This window comes from Micromonospora chaiyaphumensis (assembly GCF_900091435.1).
Taxonomy (GTDB): Bacteria; Actinomycetota; Actinomycetes; order Mycobacteriales; family Micromonosporaceae; genus Micromonospora; species Micromonospora chaiyaphumensis.
On record NZ_FMCS01000004.1, the window covers coordinates 268,626 to 282,646 of the forward strand.

The window sequence follows — 14,021 nt, forward strand, 5'->3', positions numbered from 1 at the left end:
CACGATACGCTGCCGTCGCCCGGTGCCGTGCGTACGCCCGGCCCGGCGTCGGCATCGTGACCTCGGTCCCGGGCCCGTCGTGCCGCGGCGTCCCATGGACCGTCGACCCCCAGTTTGAGGAGCGCTCCGCAGATGCAGCCCGGTTACCCCGGTCAGGACCCCTACGGCCAGCAGCCGAACCAGGACCCGACCTCCCCGCAGTACAACCCGTACGGCCAGCAGCCGCAGGCGCCGCAGTACGGGCAGCAGCCCACCTCGGGCCAGCCGTACGGGCAGGACCCGTACGCCCAGCCGCCGCAGGCCCCGCAGTACGGCCAGCAGCCCACCTCCGGCCAGCCCTACGGTCAGCAGCCCACCTCCGGCCAGCCCTACGGCCAGGACCCGTACGCGCAGCAGCAGCCCTACGGCGCCGCGCCGCAGTACCCGCAGGCCGGCTACCCCACCGGCGGCGGCCAGAACAACACGCTCGGCCTGATCGGCATGATCGCCGGCATCGCCTCGATCGTGCTCGGCCTCTGCTGCCCGATCATCGGCATCCCGGCCGGCATCGCCGGCATCGTGCTCGGCGTGATGGGCCAGAAGAAGGTCCAGGCGGGCGAGGCGAGCAACGCGGGCCAGGCCAAGGCCGCCCTCATCTGCGGCGGCATCGGTGTGGTCATCGGCATCATCAACGCCATCGCCGGCGCCGCGATCAACCTGAGCAACCTCGGTTCCTGAACCGGCTCCGCGAGGGGCGTCCGGCACCGCCGGGCGCCCCTCCGCCGTTCCGGGCGCCGGTCAGTCGTCGGCGCGGCGGGCCGCGGCGGTGGGGCGCGGCCAGGCGGGAGTGCGGGTGAGGGTGCGGCCGGCGGCGGCGCCGAGGAGGGCGCCCGCGGCGACAACCAGAGTGGCCACGGCCGCCACCGGCCAGGGCGCCGGGCCGATCTCGGCCAGCCGGCCGCCGCCGAGCGGACCGCCGGAGGCAGCCGCGGCCAGGCCGAGCAGCAGCCCGGCGACCGGGCCGGCGAGCGCCGCCGGGACGAGCAGGGTGGACCACCCGACCGGCGCGCGGTCGTCGGCCGCGAGCCGCAGCAGCCGCCGGGCCAGCAGCCAGCCGGCCGCCATGGCGGCCAGCACGGGCACCGCGAGCAACGCGGCGCCCAGCCCGTCGACCGGGCCACGCGGCAGGCCGGCCAGCAACGGTACGGCCGGCAGCGCGCCGACGGACACCTCGCTGGTCCGCACGGCGGTGTCGGTGCCCACGGCGAACCCGGGCCCGAGGAGGTAACTGCCCGACCAGACGGTGGCGTTCGGCGCGTAGGCGAGGCTCACCAGCGTGATGCCCGCCTGGCCGGCCACCCCGGTCCGGTACGCCCCGATCATGTCGGCCGCGTCGCCGCCTCCGGTGGCCACCGCCAGCCCGGCCGCACCGGCGCCCGCCCCGAGCAGGAGCAGGACGGCGACCAGCCCGGTGCGTACCCCGTCGCGCAGCGCCGCCGGGGAACGGCGGGTCAGCAGGACCCAGACGCCCGTGGTCCGCAGCGCGCCGACCAGGGCCGCGAGCCCACCGAGGACCGCGAAGGTCAGCCCGGCCCGGACCGGGGACACCCGCAGCCCGCCCGCGCCGACCGCGAGCGCGGCGAGGGCGCCGAGCACCCCGTACGCGATGCCGACCGAGACCGCGACGGTGAGCGCCCGGCCCGGCGAACGGTGGCCCCGCGCGCCGATGGCCCGGCTCACGTGGACCCCGGCGCGGGTGAGCCGCCAGACGGCGAGCGCGGTCAGGGCGAGCGGCGCCAGGCCGAGCGGCCCGGCGGTGGTCTCCAGCGGCACGCCGTGCCCGAGCAGCCAGCCGACCAGCCCGGCGCGGAGCGCGCCGGGCAGCGAGCCGGCGTCCTCGCTGAGCTGGGCCAGGCCGAGCACCACGGAGACCGGCAGCCACGACGTCACGGCGGCCCAGAGGGCCGCCACCCCGGCGGCGACGGGCAGCGGGGCCCGGCCGCGCGGCGGCTCCCCCGACCGGGGCGCGGGCACCCGCGGCGCCGGCCCGGCACGGCGGGTCGGCCGGGTGTCGGCGGCGACCTCGGCGGCGGGGTGGCGCGGCTGGTCAGGGGTGACGCGTGACATCGGCTCTACTCTGGCATGCCGCGCGGGCGACGGCAGTCCGATACCGCCCCGGGGCCACGGCGAGTTCCCTGATCCACCGGCTCGGCGGCCCGGATCCGGTTTAGCCTCGGCCCAGGACGCGACCTTTCCTGTCGCGGCACCGACCGCTCGGAGGAAGCCGTGAACGCTCCGTATCCGCCGCCCCCGCCGCCACCGGCCGCCGGCCGGGACCGGACCACCCTCTGGGGCGTTCTGGGGATCATCACCGGCCTGCTCTGCTGCGGCATCCTGGGCATCGTCTTCGGCTACCTGTCGATCCGGGACGCGAAGCGCTTCGGCAAGTCCCCGGTGCTCGGCTGGCTGGCCATCGCGTTCGGCGTCATCAACCTCGTCGCCAGCGCCATCATCCGGTCCCGGGGCAACTACTACTCCCCCTACTGGTACCGGTAGGAAGCGTGAGGGGGCCGACCGGACCCGGTCGACCCCCTCGGCACGTCACGGGACCGCTCAGCGGCCGGACATGATCTCCCGCATCAGCTTGGCGGTCTCGGTCGGGGTCTTGCCGACCTTCACGCCGACCGCCTCCAGCGCCGCCTTCTTGGCGTCGGCGGTGCCCGCCGAGCCGGAGATGATGGCGCCGGCGTGGCCCATGGTCTTGCCGGGCGGGGCGGTGAAGCCGGCGATGTAGCCGACCACCGGCTTGGTGACGTTGGCCTTGATGAACTCGGCTGCCCGCTCCTCGGCGTCGCCACCGATCTCACCGATCATGACGATCGCGTCGGTCTCCGGGTCCGCCTCGAAGGCGGCCAGGGCGTCGATGTGGGTGGTGCCGATGATCGGGTCACCGCCGATGCCGACGCAGGTGGAGAAGCCGATGTCGCGCAGCTCGTACATCATCTGGTAGGTCAGCGTGCCGCTCTTGCTGACCAGGCCGATCCGGCCGGAGCCGGTGATGTCGGCCGGGATGATGCCGGCGTTGGAGGCGCCCGGCGAGGCGATGCCCGGGCAGTTCGGGCCGATGATCCGGGTCCGCTCGCCCTTCGCCACGTTGTACGCCCAGAACGCGGCGGTGTCGTGCACCGGCACGCCCTCGGTGATCACCACGGCCAGGTCGATGCCGGCGTCGATCGCCTCGACCACGGCGGCCTTGGTGAACTGCGGCGGCACGAAGATGACCGTGACGTCCGCCCCGGTCTCCTTCATGGCGTCCGCGACGGACGCGAACACCGGCAGCTCGGTGCCGTCGAAGTCGACCTTCTGGCCCGCCTTGCGCGGGTTGACGCCGCCGACGACGTTGGTGCCGGCGGCGAGCATCCGCCGGGTGTGCTTGGAACCCTCGGAACCGGTCATCCCCTGCACGATGACCTTGGAGTCCTTGGTCAGCCAGATAGCCATTGTCAGACCCCCGCAGCTGCCAGCTCGGCGGCCCGCTCGGCCGCGCCGTCCATGGTGTCGACCCGCTGGATCAGCGGGTTGTTCGCGCCGTCGAGGATCGCCCGACCGGCCTCGGCGTTGTTGCCGTCGAGGCGGACGACGAGCGGCTTCGTGGCCTTCTCGCCGCGCTGCTCGAGCAGGGCCAGCGCCTGCACGATGCCGTTGGCGACCGCGTCGCACGCGGTGATGCCGCCGAAGACGTTGACGAAGACGCTCTTCACCGACGGGTCGGAGAGGACGATCTCCAGGCCGTTCGCCATCACCTCGGCGCTCGCGCCGCCACCGATGTCGAGGAAGTTGGCCGGCTTGACGCCGCCGTGCCGCTCACCGGCGTACGCGACCACGTCGAGCGTGGACATGACCAGGCCCGCGCCGTTGCCGATGATGCCGACCTCGCCGTCGAGCTTGACGTAGTTGAGGTCCTTGGACTTGGCGGCCTGCTCCAGCGGGTCCACCGACGCCTGGTCGACCAGGGCCTCGTGGTCCGGGTGCCGGAACGCGGCGTTCTCGTCGAGGGTGACCTTGGCGTCCAGCAGCAGCAGCTTGCCGTCCTTGGTCGTGGCCAGCGGGTTCACCTCGACCAGCGTGGCGTCCTCGGCGACGAACGCCTGCCACAGCTTGACCGCGACCTCGACCACCTGGTCGGCGACCTCGGCCGGGAAGCCGGCCGCGCTCACGATCTCGCGCGCCTTCGCCTCGTCCACGCCGGTGTTCGCGTCGATCGGGGCCTTGACGACCTTCTCGGGGGTGTCGGCGGCGACCTGCTCGATGTCCATGCCGCCGGCCACGCTGGCGATGCAGAGGAAGGTGCGGTTCGCCCGGTCGAGCAGGTACGAGAAGTAGTACTCCTCGGCCACGTCCGCGGTCACGGTGATCATGACCTTGTGGACCGTGTGACCCTTGATGTCCATGCCGAGGATGTCGGTGGCGCGGGCCACCGTCTCCTCCGCGCCCTCGGCCAGCTTCACGCCGCCGGCCTTGCCGCGGCCGCCGACCTTCACCTGCGCCTTGACGACCACCCGGCCGCCGAGGCGCTCGGCGATCGCGCGGGCCTCCTCCGGGGTAGTGGCGACGCCGCCGGCGAGCACGGGCAACCCGTGCCGCTCGAACAGGTCCCGCCCCTGGTACTCGTACAGGTCCACGATTGCGCGTCCCGTCCCGTCTCCGCGGCGCGCCGTCGCGCCGCCACCAGCGTTGGAAAATCAGTTTGACGCCTGTCATCAGATGAGACAGGCCATTTGCCGCAGCCTAACGAGATGGGAACCGGCGGCAACCGAGCGGGTGCACGGTGTGCGGTAATGCACAGCCGCCTCTGTGTCGCGCCGGGCTCAGCCCACCCGGCAGCGACCGGCCGCGTATCCGGCCACTGCTCGCATGATCTCGTCCTCGTTCCGGTCGGCGTGGTTGACCGTGGCGGTGAAGCCGGTGCCGAAGAACGCCTGCTGCATCCCCGAGTCGAGCGCGGTGAACGCGCCCAGCCCACTGCCGACGCGCGGATCCCGCGGTTTCACGCAGAGCATCTTCTCCAGCCCCCAGCGCCGCAGGTAGACCCGCTCGACCGCCTCCCACGGCAGCCAGATCGCCTGGCCCCGGGTCGGCCGCGTCTTGATCCACAGCCCGGCCGGCCCGAGCGCGAGCACCGGGCCGCCGGAGGAGACGAGCCAGAGCTGGAGGCCGACCGGCACGGCGAAGACGAGCATCACCACGGGAATGACGAGGAGCAGCCCGGCGCCACCGCCCTCGGACGACGCGGCGAGCCCGATCGGGCAGGCCAGCACCAGGCCGACCGCCAGGGTCACCAGCCCGAGGGTCAGCGCCCGCTTGCGCAGGCTCGGCCTGACCACGAACGGCTGGTCCTCCGGGATCCGCTTGGCGGTCGGCGCGACCGGCGGCCACCCCGGCCCGGGGTGATACGCCTGCGGCCAGCCCGGCGCGGGCTGCTGCGGCGGCGCCGGCCAACCGGGCGGACCAGGCTGTTGGGGCGCGGCCCATCCGTGGCCGGGTGGCTGCGCCGGCCACCCGGAGGCCGGCGGGGGCTGACCACCGGCGGGATCGGGCTGCGGGTACGGCGGCTGGGTCACGGCGGCTCCCGGCGGGGTCGTCGGCCGCGGGACGCGGTCCGGGCAGGCACACCCTACGACCCGCGCCCCGGGCGCGCGGCCCCGCCGGAATCGGGCCCGTCGAGGCGCCCGGGATGCGGGTTGTCAGCCGTCCGGGGGATGTTGGGGAACAGGCGTAACCCCCTGTTGGGGGCGTCGTTGAGTCTGATGTCGGAGCGCTGGTCAGGCGCGACGACGGGAGCGGCCGATGCCCTGTCGGTCGAGGGGTGGCGGCGGGGCATCGTGCATAGAGGGGCCGGACGTGTGAGGGGTGCGTCCGGCCCCTCCCCCTGTCCATTTACCTGCGGCTGATTTCGGGGCCCGGTCGGCCCGACGGCGCTACGAACTCGATGTCGTGAACGAGTCACGCCCGAATCGCCCGCAGCAGCGCACCGAGTCGTCCCCGACGCCAACTCGAACGGCTCGGAAGAACAGCCACCCGCTCCGGTCCGTCCACGTCACCAAGTTCCCAGCGCCCCACCGCACCCGCCGAAGCGCCGATCCCGCCCACCCCAGCCGAGGTGATCAAGAGGTTTGCGTCGGATCCGGGCTCGTTCCGGACGCAAACTTCTTGATCAACAGGTGGGCGACCCGTGGGTCAGGCGACCGGTTGGGCGACGTTCTCGCGGACCCAGTCCACGATCGACTGGGTGGTGGCGCCCGGGGTGAAGATCTTGGCGACGCCGAGCCGCTGGAGTTCCGGGATGTCGGCGTCCGGGATGATGCCGCCGCCGAAGACCACGATGTCGGCCGCGTCGCGCTCGGCGAGCAACTCGAGGACCCGCTTGAAGAGCGTCATGTGGGCGCCGGAGAGGACCGAGAGGCCGACCGCGTCGGCGTCCTCCTGGATCGCGGTCTCCACGATCTGCTCCGGCGTCTGGTGCAGGCCGGTGTAGATGACCTCCATGCCCGCGTCACGCAGGGCACGGGCGACGACCTTCGCGCCCCGGTCGTGGCCGTCCAGGCCGGGCTTCGCGACGACGACCCGGATACGAGAGCTCATCAGCGCACACCTTTCACGGCTCCGGCACTCCTGACCTGAACGAACGGTAACCCGCCCTGCCCGGGGCCGGAAACCCGGGCTGCGTCCTACCGTCCGGCCCCGCGAGCGGGAAGCCGGACACCTCCGCCGAACGGTCACTGTCCGCGACGAACGGGCGGTCGTCGGGCCATCCGACCGGCGGCGCGAGCTATGACAAGAGCGGACGGAAACGGACAGAAAGAAACGCCAATTCGGCGCTTCGGCTTGTGACAGGAGTGGCGGTTGGCTAACGTGTCCACGGTTGTCATCAGGTCCACGGACGGGTGACGACGCGACACCGGAGGTTCGACCGAGCTTCACCGAACGGTCCGGAGTCGCATCGGATCCCCGACAACGGAGGGTGTGCGTGCGCCAGCGCCTGTCGTCTGAGCCCGATAGATATCGCGGCCGCCGCCGCGTACCCACCCCCCCGCGGAGCCGCTACGCGGCGGTCGTGACCACCGCCTTCGTGGGCGCCGGCCTCGTCGCCCTCGGCGCGAACGCCCTCCCCGACGCCAAGAGCGTCAGCCCGTCGGTCCTCGACGAGCTCAAGCAGGCCTCGATCACCAGCCAGGACGCCGCGGACCGCGCCAAGAGCGACGACGTCGCCACCCGTGACGACCGCGGCGGCAAGACCGCCGCCGAGCAGGACACCTGGCTGCTCCCCCTGCACGGCTACGACTTCCAGTCCCCCTACGGCATGCGCTGGGGCAAGCTGCACACCGGCATCGACCTGGTCGCACCGGAGGGCACGCCCTACCAGGCGATCCACGACGGCCAGGTCACCAAGGCCGGCTGGTTCGGCGGCTACGGCTACGCGGTGATCGTCAAGCACGCGGACGGCAGCGAGGCCATCTACGGCCACTCCTCGGCGGTGACCGTCAAGGAGGGCCAGCAGGTGAAGGCCGGCCAGCAGCTCGGCCTGGTCGGCAACACCGGCCACTCCTACGGTTCGCACCTGCACCTGGAGATCCATGTCAACGGCCAGCCGCTGGACCCGGTGCCGTGGCTGGCGGACCGCGGAGTGGACATCCAGCTCGAAGTCGAGACAATCTACAGCGAGGTAGCCGCGTCCTGACGCTGCGCATCGCCCGTTGACCGCCCGGATCAGCCGATCCGGGCGGTTTCTTCTGCGGCAATGTCTGCCGGGTCACAGCCGCGAATGTGCTCGGCGCCACAGCCGCGCATGATCCTTTTCGGCACGAAACCGCCCGGGCCGGCAGGAAACCGGGCAGGTGGCGTCAGGTGCCTCGCCGGTTCTCCCGAACCCCGTACCCGGCGCGAGCCCGGCCGACACCAGTATTTCGAGGTCACGTGCCCCTCGACTGATGAAGGTTTCCGTGCAGGAAGACAGCTCCATCCAGAACGAGAACACCCCGGACATCGCTCCCGCCCGGCACCGGCGCCAGCGCCCGGTCCGGCGTACCGCATATTTCGTGGTCGGCGCGGTGGCCCTGCTGGGCCTCGGCGTCGGCGGCGTCTCCGTCGCCACCACCGACCACGGTGCCCCGACCCCCGCCGCGGTCGACTTCGACGCCCAGGAGCGCGCTGAGGCCGCCGGCCGCGCCGATCGCTCGGCCCGCGAGTCGGCCGCCCCGGTCACCCCCTCGGCCACCGCATCGCCGAGCCCGAGCCCGGCCAGTCCGACGCCGGCGAAGACCACCCCGGCCAAGCCGAAGCCGAAGAAGACCACCAAGCCGAAGCCGGCCTGGGTCATCCCGATGAAGGGCGCCGGGATCACCTCCTGCTACGGGCAGCGGTGGGGCACCCTGCACGCCGGCATCGACTTCGCCATGCCGGCGGGCACGCCCATCCACGCCGCCGCGGCGGGCACCGTGGTCAAGGCCGGCGACGTCGGCGACGGCTACGGCAACTCGGTCTTCATCGACCACGCCAACGGCTACCTGACTCACTACGCCCACCAGAGCCGGCTGATCGTCAGCGTCGGCGACAAGGTGAAGGCCGGGCAGGTCATCGGCTACGAGGGCGCCACCGGTGACGCCACGGGCCCGCACCTGCACTTCGAGGTGCACAAGGGCGCCATGTGGAACCAGATCGACCCGGCGCCGTTCCTGCGCGCCCGGGGCATCGACGTGGCCTGCTGACGGGTCACGGCACGAGGGAGGGGCCCGGTCCGGCGCGTCGCCGGGCCGGGCCCCACTCGGCTCAGAGCTTGTCTATCGGGGCGTGCCGGAGGACCAGCCACATGGTCTGGTCGCCGAAGTCGATCTGCGCCCGGGCGCCCGGGCCGTGCCCCTCCACCGCGAGCACCCGGCCGAGGCCGTAGCGCTGGTGGTTGACCCGGTCGCCCACCGACACCTTGGGCGCCTGCTTCAACTCGCTCGCCGTCGCCAGCCGGCTGGCGTCCACCCCGAGACGCTTGGCGAGCTGGGTCGCCTTGGGCGTCCCCCCGGTGAAGCCGCCGCGCCCGCCGGGCACGCGGTCCGCCCGGCCACCGACGCCGCCGCCCCCACCGGCCCACGAGGTGTACGCCCCCTCGGTGCGCTCCCACCGGACCAGCTCGGTCGGCAGCTCCTCAAGGAACCGCGACGGCGGGTTGTAGGCCGGCGCGCCCCAGGCCGAGCGGGTGACCGCCCGCGACAGGTAGAGGCGCTGCCGGGCGCGGGTGATGCCCACGTAGGCCAGCCGCCGTTCCTCCTCCAGCTCGCGGGTGTCGCCCAGCGAGCGCAGGTGCGGGAAGACGCCGTCCTCCAGGCCGCTCAGGAACACCACCGGGAACTCCAGGCCCTTGGCGGTGTGCAGGGTCATGAGGGTCACCACGCCCTGGTGGTCCGGATCGTCGGAGGGGATCTGGTCGGCGTCGGCGACGAGCGCCACCTGCTCCAGGAAGCCGGCCAGGGTGGCCCGCTCGTCCTCCCCGCCCAGCGCCTCGATCCGCTCGGTGTACTCCCGGGCGACGCTGACGAGTTCCTGGAGGTTGTCCACGCGGCCGGCGTCCTGCGGGTCGAGGCTCTCCTCCAGCTCCGCCAGGTAGCCCGAGCGGGTCAGCAGGGCCTCCAGCACCTCCTCGGGGGTGCCGGTGGCGGCCAGCTCGCGCGCCTCGTCGAGCAGCGCGACGAACTCGGCGATGCCGTTGGCGGCCCGGGTGGAGATCCCCGGGGCGTCCTTGGCCCGGCGCAGCGCCGCACCGAAGGAGATCCGGTCGCGGCCGGCCAGCGCCTCCACGCACGCCTCGGCGCGCTCGCCGATGCCCCGGCGCGGGGTGTTGAGGATCCGGCGCAGGCTCACCGTGTCGTCGTCGTTGACCACCGCGCGCAGGTAGGCCAGCGCGTCGCGGACCTCCTTGCGCTCGTAGAAGCGCACCCCGCCGACCACCTTGTAGGGCAGGCCGACCCGGATGAACACCTCCTCGAAGACCCGGGACATGGCGTTGGTGCGGTAGAAGACCGCCACGTCGCCGGGGCGGGTGTCGCCGGCGTCGACCAGCCGGTCGATCTCCCGGGCCACCCAGTCCGCCTCGGCGTGCTCGGTGTCGGCCACGTAGCCGACGATCTGCTCGCCCGCCCCGGCGTCGCTCCACAGCCGCTTCGGCTTACGGGAGGTGTTCCGGTCGATCACCGCGTTGGCGGCGTTGAGGATCGTCTGGGTGGAGCGGTAGTTCTGCTCCAGCAGGATCGTCCGGGCGTCGGTGAAGTCGCGCTCGAATTCCAGGATGTTGCGGATGGTGGCGCCGCGGAACGCGTAGATCGACTGGTCGGCGTCACCGACCACGCAGAGCTCGGCCGGCGGGATGCCCTCGGTGCCGGAGACCAGCTCCTTGATCAGCACGTACTGGGCGTGGTTGGTGTCCTGGTACTCGTCGACCAGCACGTGCCGGAACCGCCGCCGGTAGCTCTCCGCGACGTGCGGGTGCGACTGGAGCAGGTGCACGGTCGTCATGATCAGGTCGTCGAAGTCCAGCGCGTGCGCCTCGCGCAGCCGCCGCTGGTAGAGCGTGTAGGCCTCGGCCAGCGCCCGCTCGTTGGGGCCCTTGGCCCGGCCGGCGAACTCCTCCGGGTCGACCAGCTCGTTCTTCAGGTTGGAGACCTGGGCGGCCAGGCCGCGCGCGGGGTGGCGCTTCGGGTCCAGGTCCAGCTCGCGGGCGACCAGCTGCATGAGCCGGCGGGAGTCGTCGGCGTCGTAGATCGAGAAGGTGGACTTCAGGCCGGCGTGCTCGTGCTCGGCGCGCAGGATCCGGACGCAGGCCGAGTGGAAGGTCGACACCCACATCAACCGGGCACGCGGGCCGACCAGGGCGGCGACCCGCTCCTTCATCTCACCGGCCGCCTTGTTGGTGAAGGTGATCGCGATGATCTCGCCGGGGTGCACGTCCCGCGCGGCGAGCAGGTAGGCGATCCGGTTGGTCAGCACCCGCGTCTTGCCGGAGCCGGCGCCGGCCACGATGAGCAGCGGCGAACCGGAGTGGGTGACCGCGTCCCGCTGGGGGCCGTTCAGGCCGGCGAGGAGGGCCTGCGGGTCCGGCCGGGCCGACGGTTTCGGGTCGCGGCGCGGCGACCGGTGCGCCGTGCCGGATTCGGGCCGGCGCGGCGGGGTCCCGGGCTCCGGCGCGGGCGGGGACGCGGGGATGTCGAAGAGAGGATGCATCGCACCGGAAGTCTATGCCGACGGCCGGACACTTCCCGCCCGCGCGGCCGGACGGGCCGGCCGGCGTCACCGTCCCACCTGTTGGCGGGTTTCCTTGCGCGGGTGCCCCCGGCTCGGCATACTCGACGGCGTGTTCGGTCAGCGCTTCTACTTTTACTACGGCACCGGGAGTCCGGCAGCCGTAGGTCGCGCCTGATCACAGACCTACGAAAAGCCCCGGGCTCCTGGAGCCCGGGGCTTTTTCCGTCCCGGGATCCGGGTACCGGGCCCGAGACCCCGAGGGGTACGACGATGATGACTGACGTGGTGGACGGCAGCCTGGCGCCGCACGACCGGCCGGCCGGCGGTGACCCGACCGGGGCCGCGGCGGCGCGGACCGGCACCGACGACTCGGCGGCGGCCGAGCGGATCAGCGAGATCCGGGAGCGGATCGACGAGATCGACCGCACCATCATCGCGCTCTGGCAGGAGCGGGCCGCGCTCTCCCAGGAGGTCGGGGCCACCCGGATGGCCTCGGGCGGCACCCGGCTGGTGCTCTCCCGGGAGCGGGAGATCCTGGAGCGGTTCCGCGAGGCCCTCGGTGCCGACGGCACCCAGCTCGCGCTCCTGCTGCTGCGCGCCGGCCGCGGACCGCTGTGACGCTCGCCGGCGGTGCGGCGGCCGCCGGATACGACGAACCGCCTGCCGGCGTCCAGTCGACGCCGGCAGGCGGTCCGGGGTGGATCAGGCCGCCTCGTGGGTGGCGACGATCTCCCGCTTCTCCGCGAAGTGGCAGGCGCTCGGGTGGTCCGAGCCCGGCCGGATCTGGAGCAGCGGCACCTCCTGGGCGCAGACGTCCTGCGCCTTCCAGCACCGGGTGCGGAACCGGCAGCCCGAGGGCGGGCTGACCGGCGAGGGGACGTCACCCTGGAGCCGGATGATCGCCTTGCTCTCCCGCACGGTCGGGTCCGGCACCGGCACCGCCGACAGCAGCGCCTGGGTGTACGGGTGGGTCGGCCGCTCGTAGATCTCGTCCTCGGTGCCGACCTCCACCATCTTGCCCAGGTACATGACGGCGACCCGGTCGGAGAGGTGGCGCACGACCGACAGGTCGTGGGCGATGAAGACGTACGAGAGACCGAACTCGGCCTGGAGCTTCTCCAGCAGGTTCATCACCTGCGCCTGGATCGACACGTCCAGGGCCGACACCGGCTCGTCGCAGACGATGACCTCGGGCCGCAGGGCCAGCGCCCGGGCGATGCCGATGCGCTGCCGCTGGCCGCCGGAGAACTGGTGCGGGTACCGGTTGATGTGCTCCGGGTTGAGGCCGACCAGGTCGAGCAGCTCCTTGACCTTGTCCCGGCGGGACCGCCGCGGAGCCACCTCGGGGTGGATCTCGAACGGCTCGCCGATCAGGTCGCCGACCGTCATACGCGGGTTCAGCGAGGTGTACGGGTCCTGCATCACCAGCTGGATCTGCCGGCGCAGGCGCCGCAGCGCCCCGCCGGAGAGCTTGGAGATGTCCTGGCCCTTGTAGAGCACCTGGCCGGCGGTCGGCTTCTCCAGGTTCATCAGCACCCGGGCGAGCGTCGACTTGCCACAGCCGGACTCGCCGACCACGCCGAGGGTCTCGCCGGCCTTCAGGTCGAAGGAGACGCCGTCGACCGCCTTGACGTGACCGATGGTCTTCTTGAACACCACACCCCGGGTCACGGGGTAGTGCTTGACCAGGTCACGGACCTCGATGATGTTCTCAGTCACGGTTCACGAGCTCCTCGGCGAAGTGGCAGGCGCTGGCCCGGCCGCGGCCCAACTGCAGCAGCGGGGGCACCTTCTCCCGGCACACCGGCTGCGCCATGGGGCAGCGCGGGTTGAAGGCGCAGCCCGGCGGGATGTTCATCAGGTTCGGCGGGAGGCCCTTGATGGTGCGGAGCTCCTGCCCCTTCTCGTCCATCCGCGGGATCGAGTTGAGCAGGCCGAGGGTGTACGGGTGCGCCGGCTTGGCGTACAGGTCGTACACGTCGGCTTCCTCGACGATCCGGCCGGCGTACATGACCGCGATCCGGTCCGCGACGTCGGCGACCACGCCGAGGTCGTGGGTGATCAGGATCATGCCCATCTGCCGCTCACGCTGAAGCTCGCCCAGCAGGTCCATGATCTGGGCCTGCACGGTCACGTCCAGCGCGGTGGTCGGCTCGTCGGCGATCAGCACCTCGGGGTCGAGCGCCAGCGACATGGCGATCATGGCGCGCTGCCGCATACCACCCGAGAACTGGTGCGGGTAGTTGCTGTACCGGCCCTTGGCGTTCGGGATCTTGACCTGGTCGAGCATCTCGATCGCGCGCTTCTTGGCGTCCGAGCGGCTCAGGCCGCGCCGGATGCGGAACTGCTCGGCGATCTGGAAGCCGACGGTGAAAACCGGGTTGAGGGCGGAGAGCGAGTCCTGGAAGATCATCGCAATGCCTTCACCCCGGATCCGGCGCCGCTGCTCGGCGGACATCTTGAGCATGTCCTTGCCGTGGAAGCGGACCTGGCCACCGGTGACGAAGCCGGGCGGGGTGTCGAGGATGCCCATGATGGTCTGCGCGGTGACGCTCTTGCCGGAGCCGGACTCGCCGAGCACGGCGAGGGTCTCCCCCGCGTCGACGTGGTACGTCACCCCGTTGATGACCTTGGCGACACCGTCCCGGGTGCGGAACTCCACCCGCAGGCCGTCGACCTCGAGCAGGCGGCCCGAGGGGCGGCCGGATCCGTCGGCGCCCGGCGCGGACTGCTCGGACACGAGAATGTCGGACAAC

At 72.5% G+C, this 14,021-nt stretch carries 13 protein-coding genes; 5 read left to right on the plus strand and 8 right to left on the minus strand.

The genetic code is table 11. The annotated features are described in order from the left end of the window. Positions 1-132 precede the first annotated feature (132 nt). On the plus strand, positions 133-717 hold the full coding sequence (locus GA0070214_RS13250; RefSeq protein ID WP_091262590.1) for a DUF4190 domain-containing protein: 585 nt from the start codon (positions 133-135) through the stop codon (positions 715-717). Positions 718-777: 60 nt separating this feature from the next. Here the strand turns inward: GA0070214_RS13250 and GA0070214_RS13255 are convergent, their stop codons facing one another. Beyond that, positions 778-2,106: a cell division protein PerM gene (locus GA0070214_RS13255; protein WP_091262592.1), complete on the minus strand. Its 1,329-nt coding sequence runs from the start codon at positions 2,104-2,106 to the stop codon at positions 778-780. A gap of 159 nt (positions 2,107-2,265) precedes the next feature. On the opposite strand from GA0070214_RS13255, the gene GA0070214_RS13260 reads away from it, so the two are divergent. Then, positions 2,266-2,535 carry a hypothetical protein gene (locus tag GA0070214_RS13260; protein ID WP_091262593.1) on the plus strand — a complete coding sequence of 90 codons (270 nt, stop codon included), beginning with the start codon at positions 2,266-2,268 and terminating at the stop codon, positions 2,533-2,535. Positions 2,536-2,592: 57 nt separating this feature from the next. Here GA0070214_RS13260 and sucD read toward each other — a convergent pair whose 3' ends face one another. From sucD to icmB, 4 genes are all read right to left on the minus strand, one after another. Next, on the minus strand, positions 2,593-3,480 hold the full coding sequence (sucD, locus tag GA0070214_RS13265) for a succinate--CoA ligase subunit alpha (protein WP_091262595.1): 888 nt from the start codon (positions 3,478-3,480) through the stop codon (positions 2,593-2,595). A gap of 2 nt (positions 3,481-3,482) precedes the next feature. Beyond that, complete coding sequence (gene sucC / locus GA0070214_RS13270; protein WP_091262597.1) at positions 3,483-4,661, minus strand: ADP-forming succinate--CoA ligase subunit beta; 1,179 nt, start codon at positions 4,659-4,661, stop codon at positions 3,483-3,485. 186 nt (positions 4,662-4,847) lie between these two features. Continuing rightward, the gene (locus GA0070214_RS13275; RefSeq protein ID WP_091262599.1) at positions 4,848-5,363 is read right to left on the minus strand and encodes a hypothetical protein; all 516 of its coding nucleotides are present in this window, start codon (positions 5,361-5,363) and stop codon (positions 4,848-4,850) included. Between the two features lie 853 nt (positions 5,364-6,216). Next, entirely contained in the window at positions 6,217-6,621 is a 405-nt protein-coding gene (gene icmB / locus GA0070214_RS13280) for a coenzyme B12-dependent isobutyryl CoA mutase small subunit (protein ID WP_091262602.1), read from the minus strand. Positions 6,622-7,006: 385 nt separating this feature from the next. Here icmB and GA0070214_RS13285 point away from each other — a divergent pair, with 385 nt between their 5' ends. Next, complete coding sequence (locus GA0070214_RS13285; RefSeq protein ID WP_091262604.1) at positions 7,007-7,717, plus strand: M23 family metallopeptidase; 711 nt, start codon at positions 7,007-7,009, stop codon at positions 7,715-7,717. Positions 7,718-7,979: 262 nt separating this feature from the next. After that, a complete protein-coding gene (locus tag GA0070214_RS13290) occupies positions 7,980-8,744 on the plus strand; it encodes a M23 family metallopeptidase (RefSeq protein ID WP_377463213.1) in 765 nt (254 codons plus the stop codon). Between the two features lie 61 nt (positions 8,745-8,805). Here GA0070214_RS13290 and pcrA read toward each other — a convergent pair whose 3' ends face one another. Further along, positions 8,806-11,244 carry a DNA helicase PcrA gene (gene pcrA / locus GA0070214_RS13295; RefSeq protein ID WP_091262608.1) on the minus strand — a complete coding sequence of 813 codons (2,439 nt, stop codon included), beginning with the start codon at positions 11,242-11,244 and terminating at the stop codon, positions 8,806-8,808. 291 nt (positions 11,245-11,535) lie between these two features. On the opposite strand from pcrA, the gene GA0070214_RS13300 reads away from it, so the two are divergent. After that, positions 11,536-11,883, plus strand: a complete 348-nt coding sequence (locus tag GA0070214_RS13300; protein WP_091262609.1) for a chorismate mutase — start codon at positions 11,536-11,538, stop codon at positions 11,881-11,883. 84 nt (positions 11,884-11,967) lie between these two features. Here GA0070214_RS13300 and GA0070214_RS13305 read toward each other — a convergent pair whose 3' ends face one another. Together GA0070214_RS13305 and GA0070214_RS13310 are read right to left on the minus strand one after the other, a co-directional pair. Further along, entirely contained in the window at positions 11,968-12,984 is a 1,017-nt protein-coding gene (locus GA0070214_RS13305) for an ABC transporter ATP-binding protein (protein WP_091262610.1), read from the minus strand. Then, a complete protein-coding gene (locus GA0070214_RS13310) occupies positions 12,977-14,005 on the minus strand; it encodes an ABC transporter ATP-binding protein (protein WP_091262612.1) in 1,029 nt (342 codons plus the stop codon). The genes GA0070214_RS13305 and GA0070214_RS13310 overlap by 8 nt, the downstream gene beginning before the upstream one ends. Between the last annotated feature and the right edge of the window lie 16 nt (positions 14,006-14,021).

Excerpts from the sequence above, each read along its gene's own strand:
- pcrA (WP_091262608.1), bottom strand. The coding sequence starts at position 11,244 with ATGCATCCTCTCTTCGACATCCCCGCGTCCCCGCCCGCGCCGGAGCCC.
- sucD (WP_091262595.1), bottom strand. The coding sequence starts at position 3,480 with ATGGCTATCTGGCTGACCAAGGACTCCAAGGTCATCGTGCAGGGGATG.
- icmB (WP_091262602.1), bottom strand. The coding sequence starts at position 6,621 with ATGAGCTCTCGTATCCGGGTCGTCGTCGCGAAGCCCGGCCTGGACGGC.
- GA0070214_RS13300 (WP_091262609.1), top strand. The coding sequence starts at position 11,536 with ATGATGACTGACGTGGTGGACGGCAGCCTGGCGCCGCACGACCGGCCG.
- GA0070214_RS13250 (WP_091262590.1), top strand. The coding sequence starts at position 133 with ATGCAGCCCGGTTACCCCGGTCAGGACCCCTACGGCCAGCAGCCGAAC.
- GA0070214_RS13255 (WP_091262592.1), bottom strand. The coding sequence starts at position 2,106 with ATGTCACGCGTCACCCCTGACCAGCCGCGCCACCCCGCCGCCGAGGTC.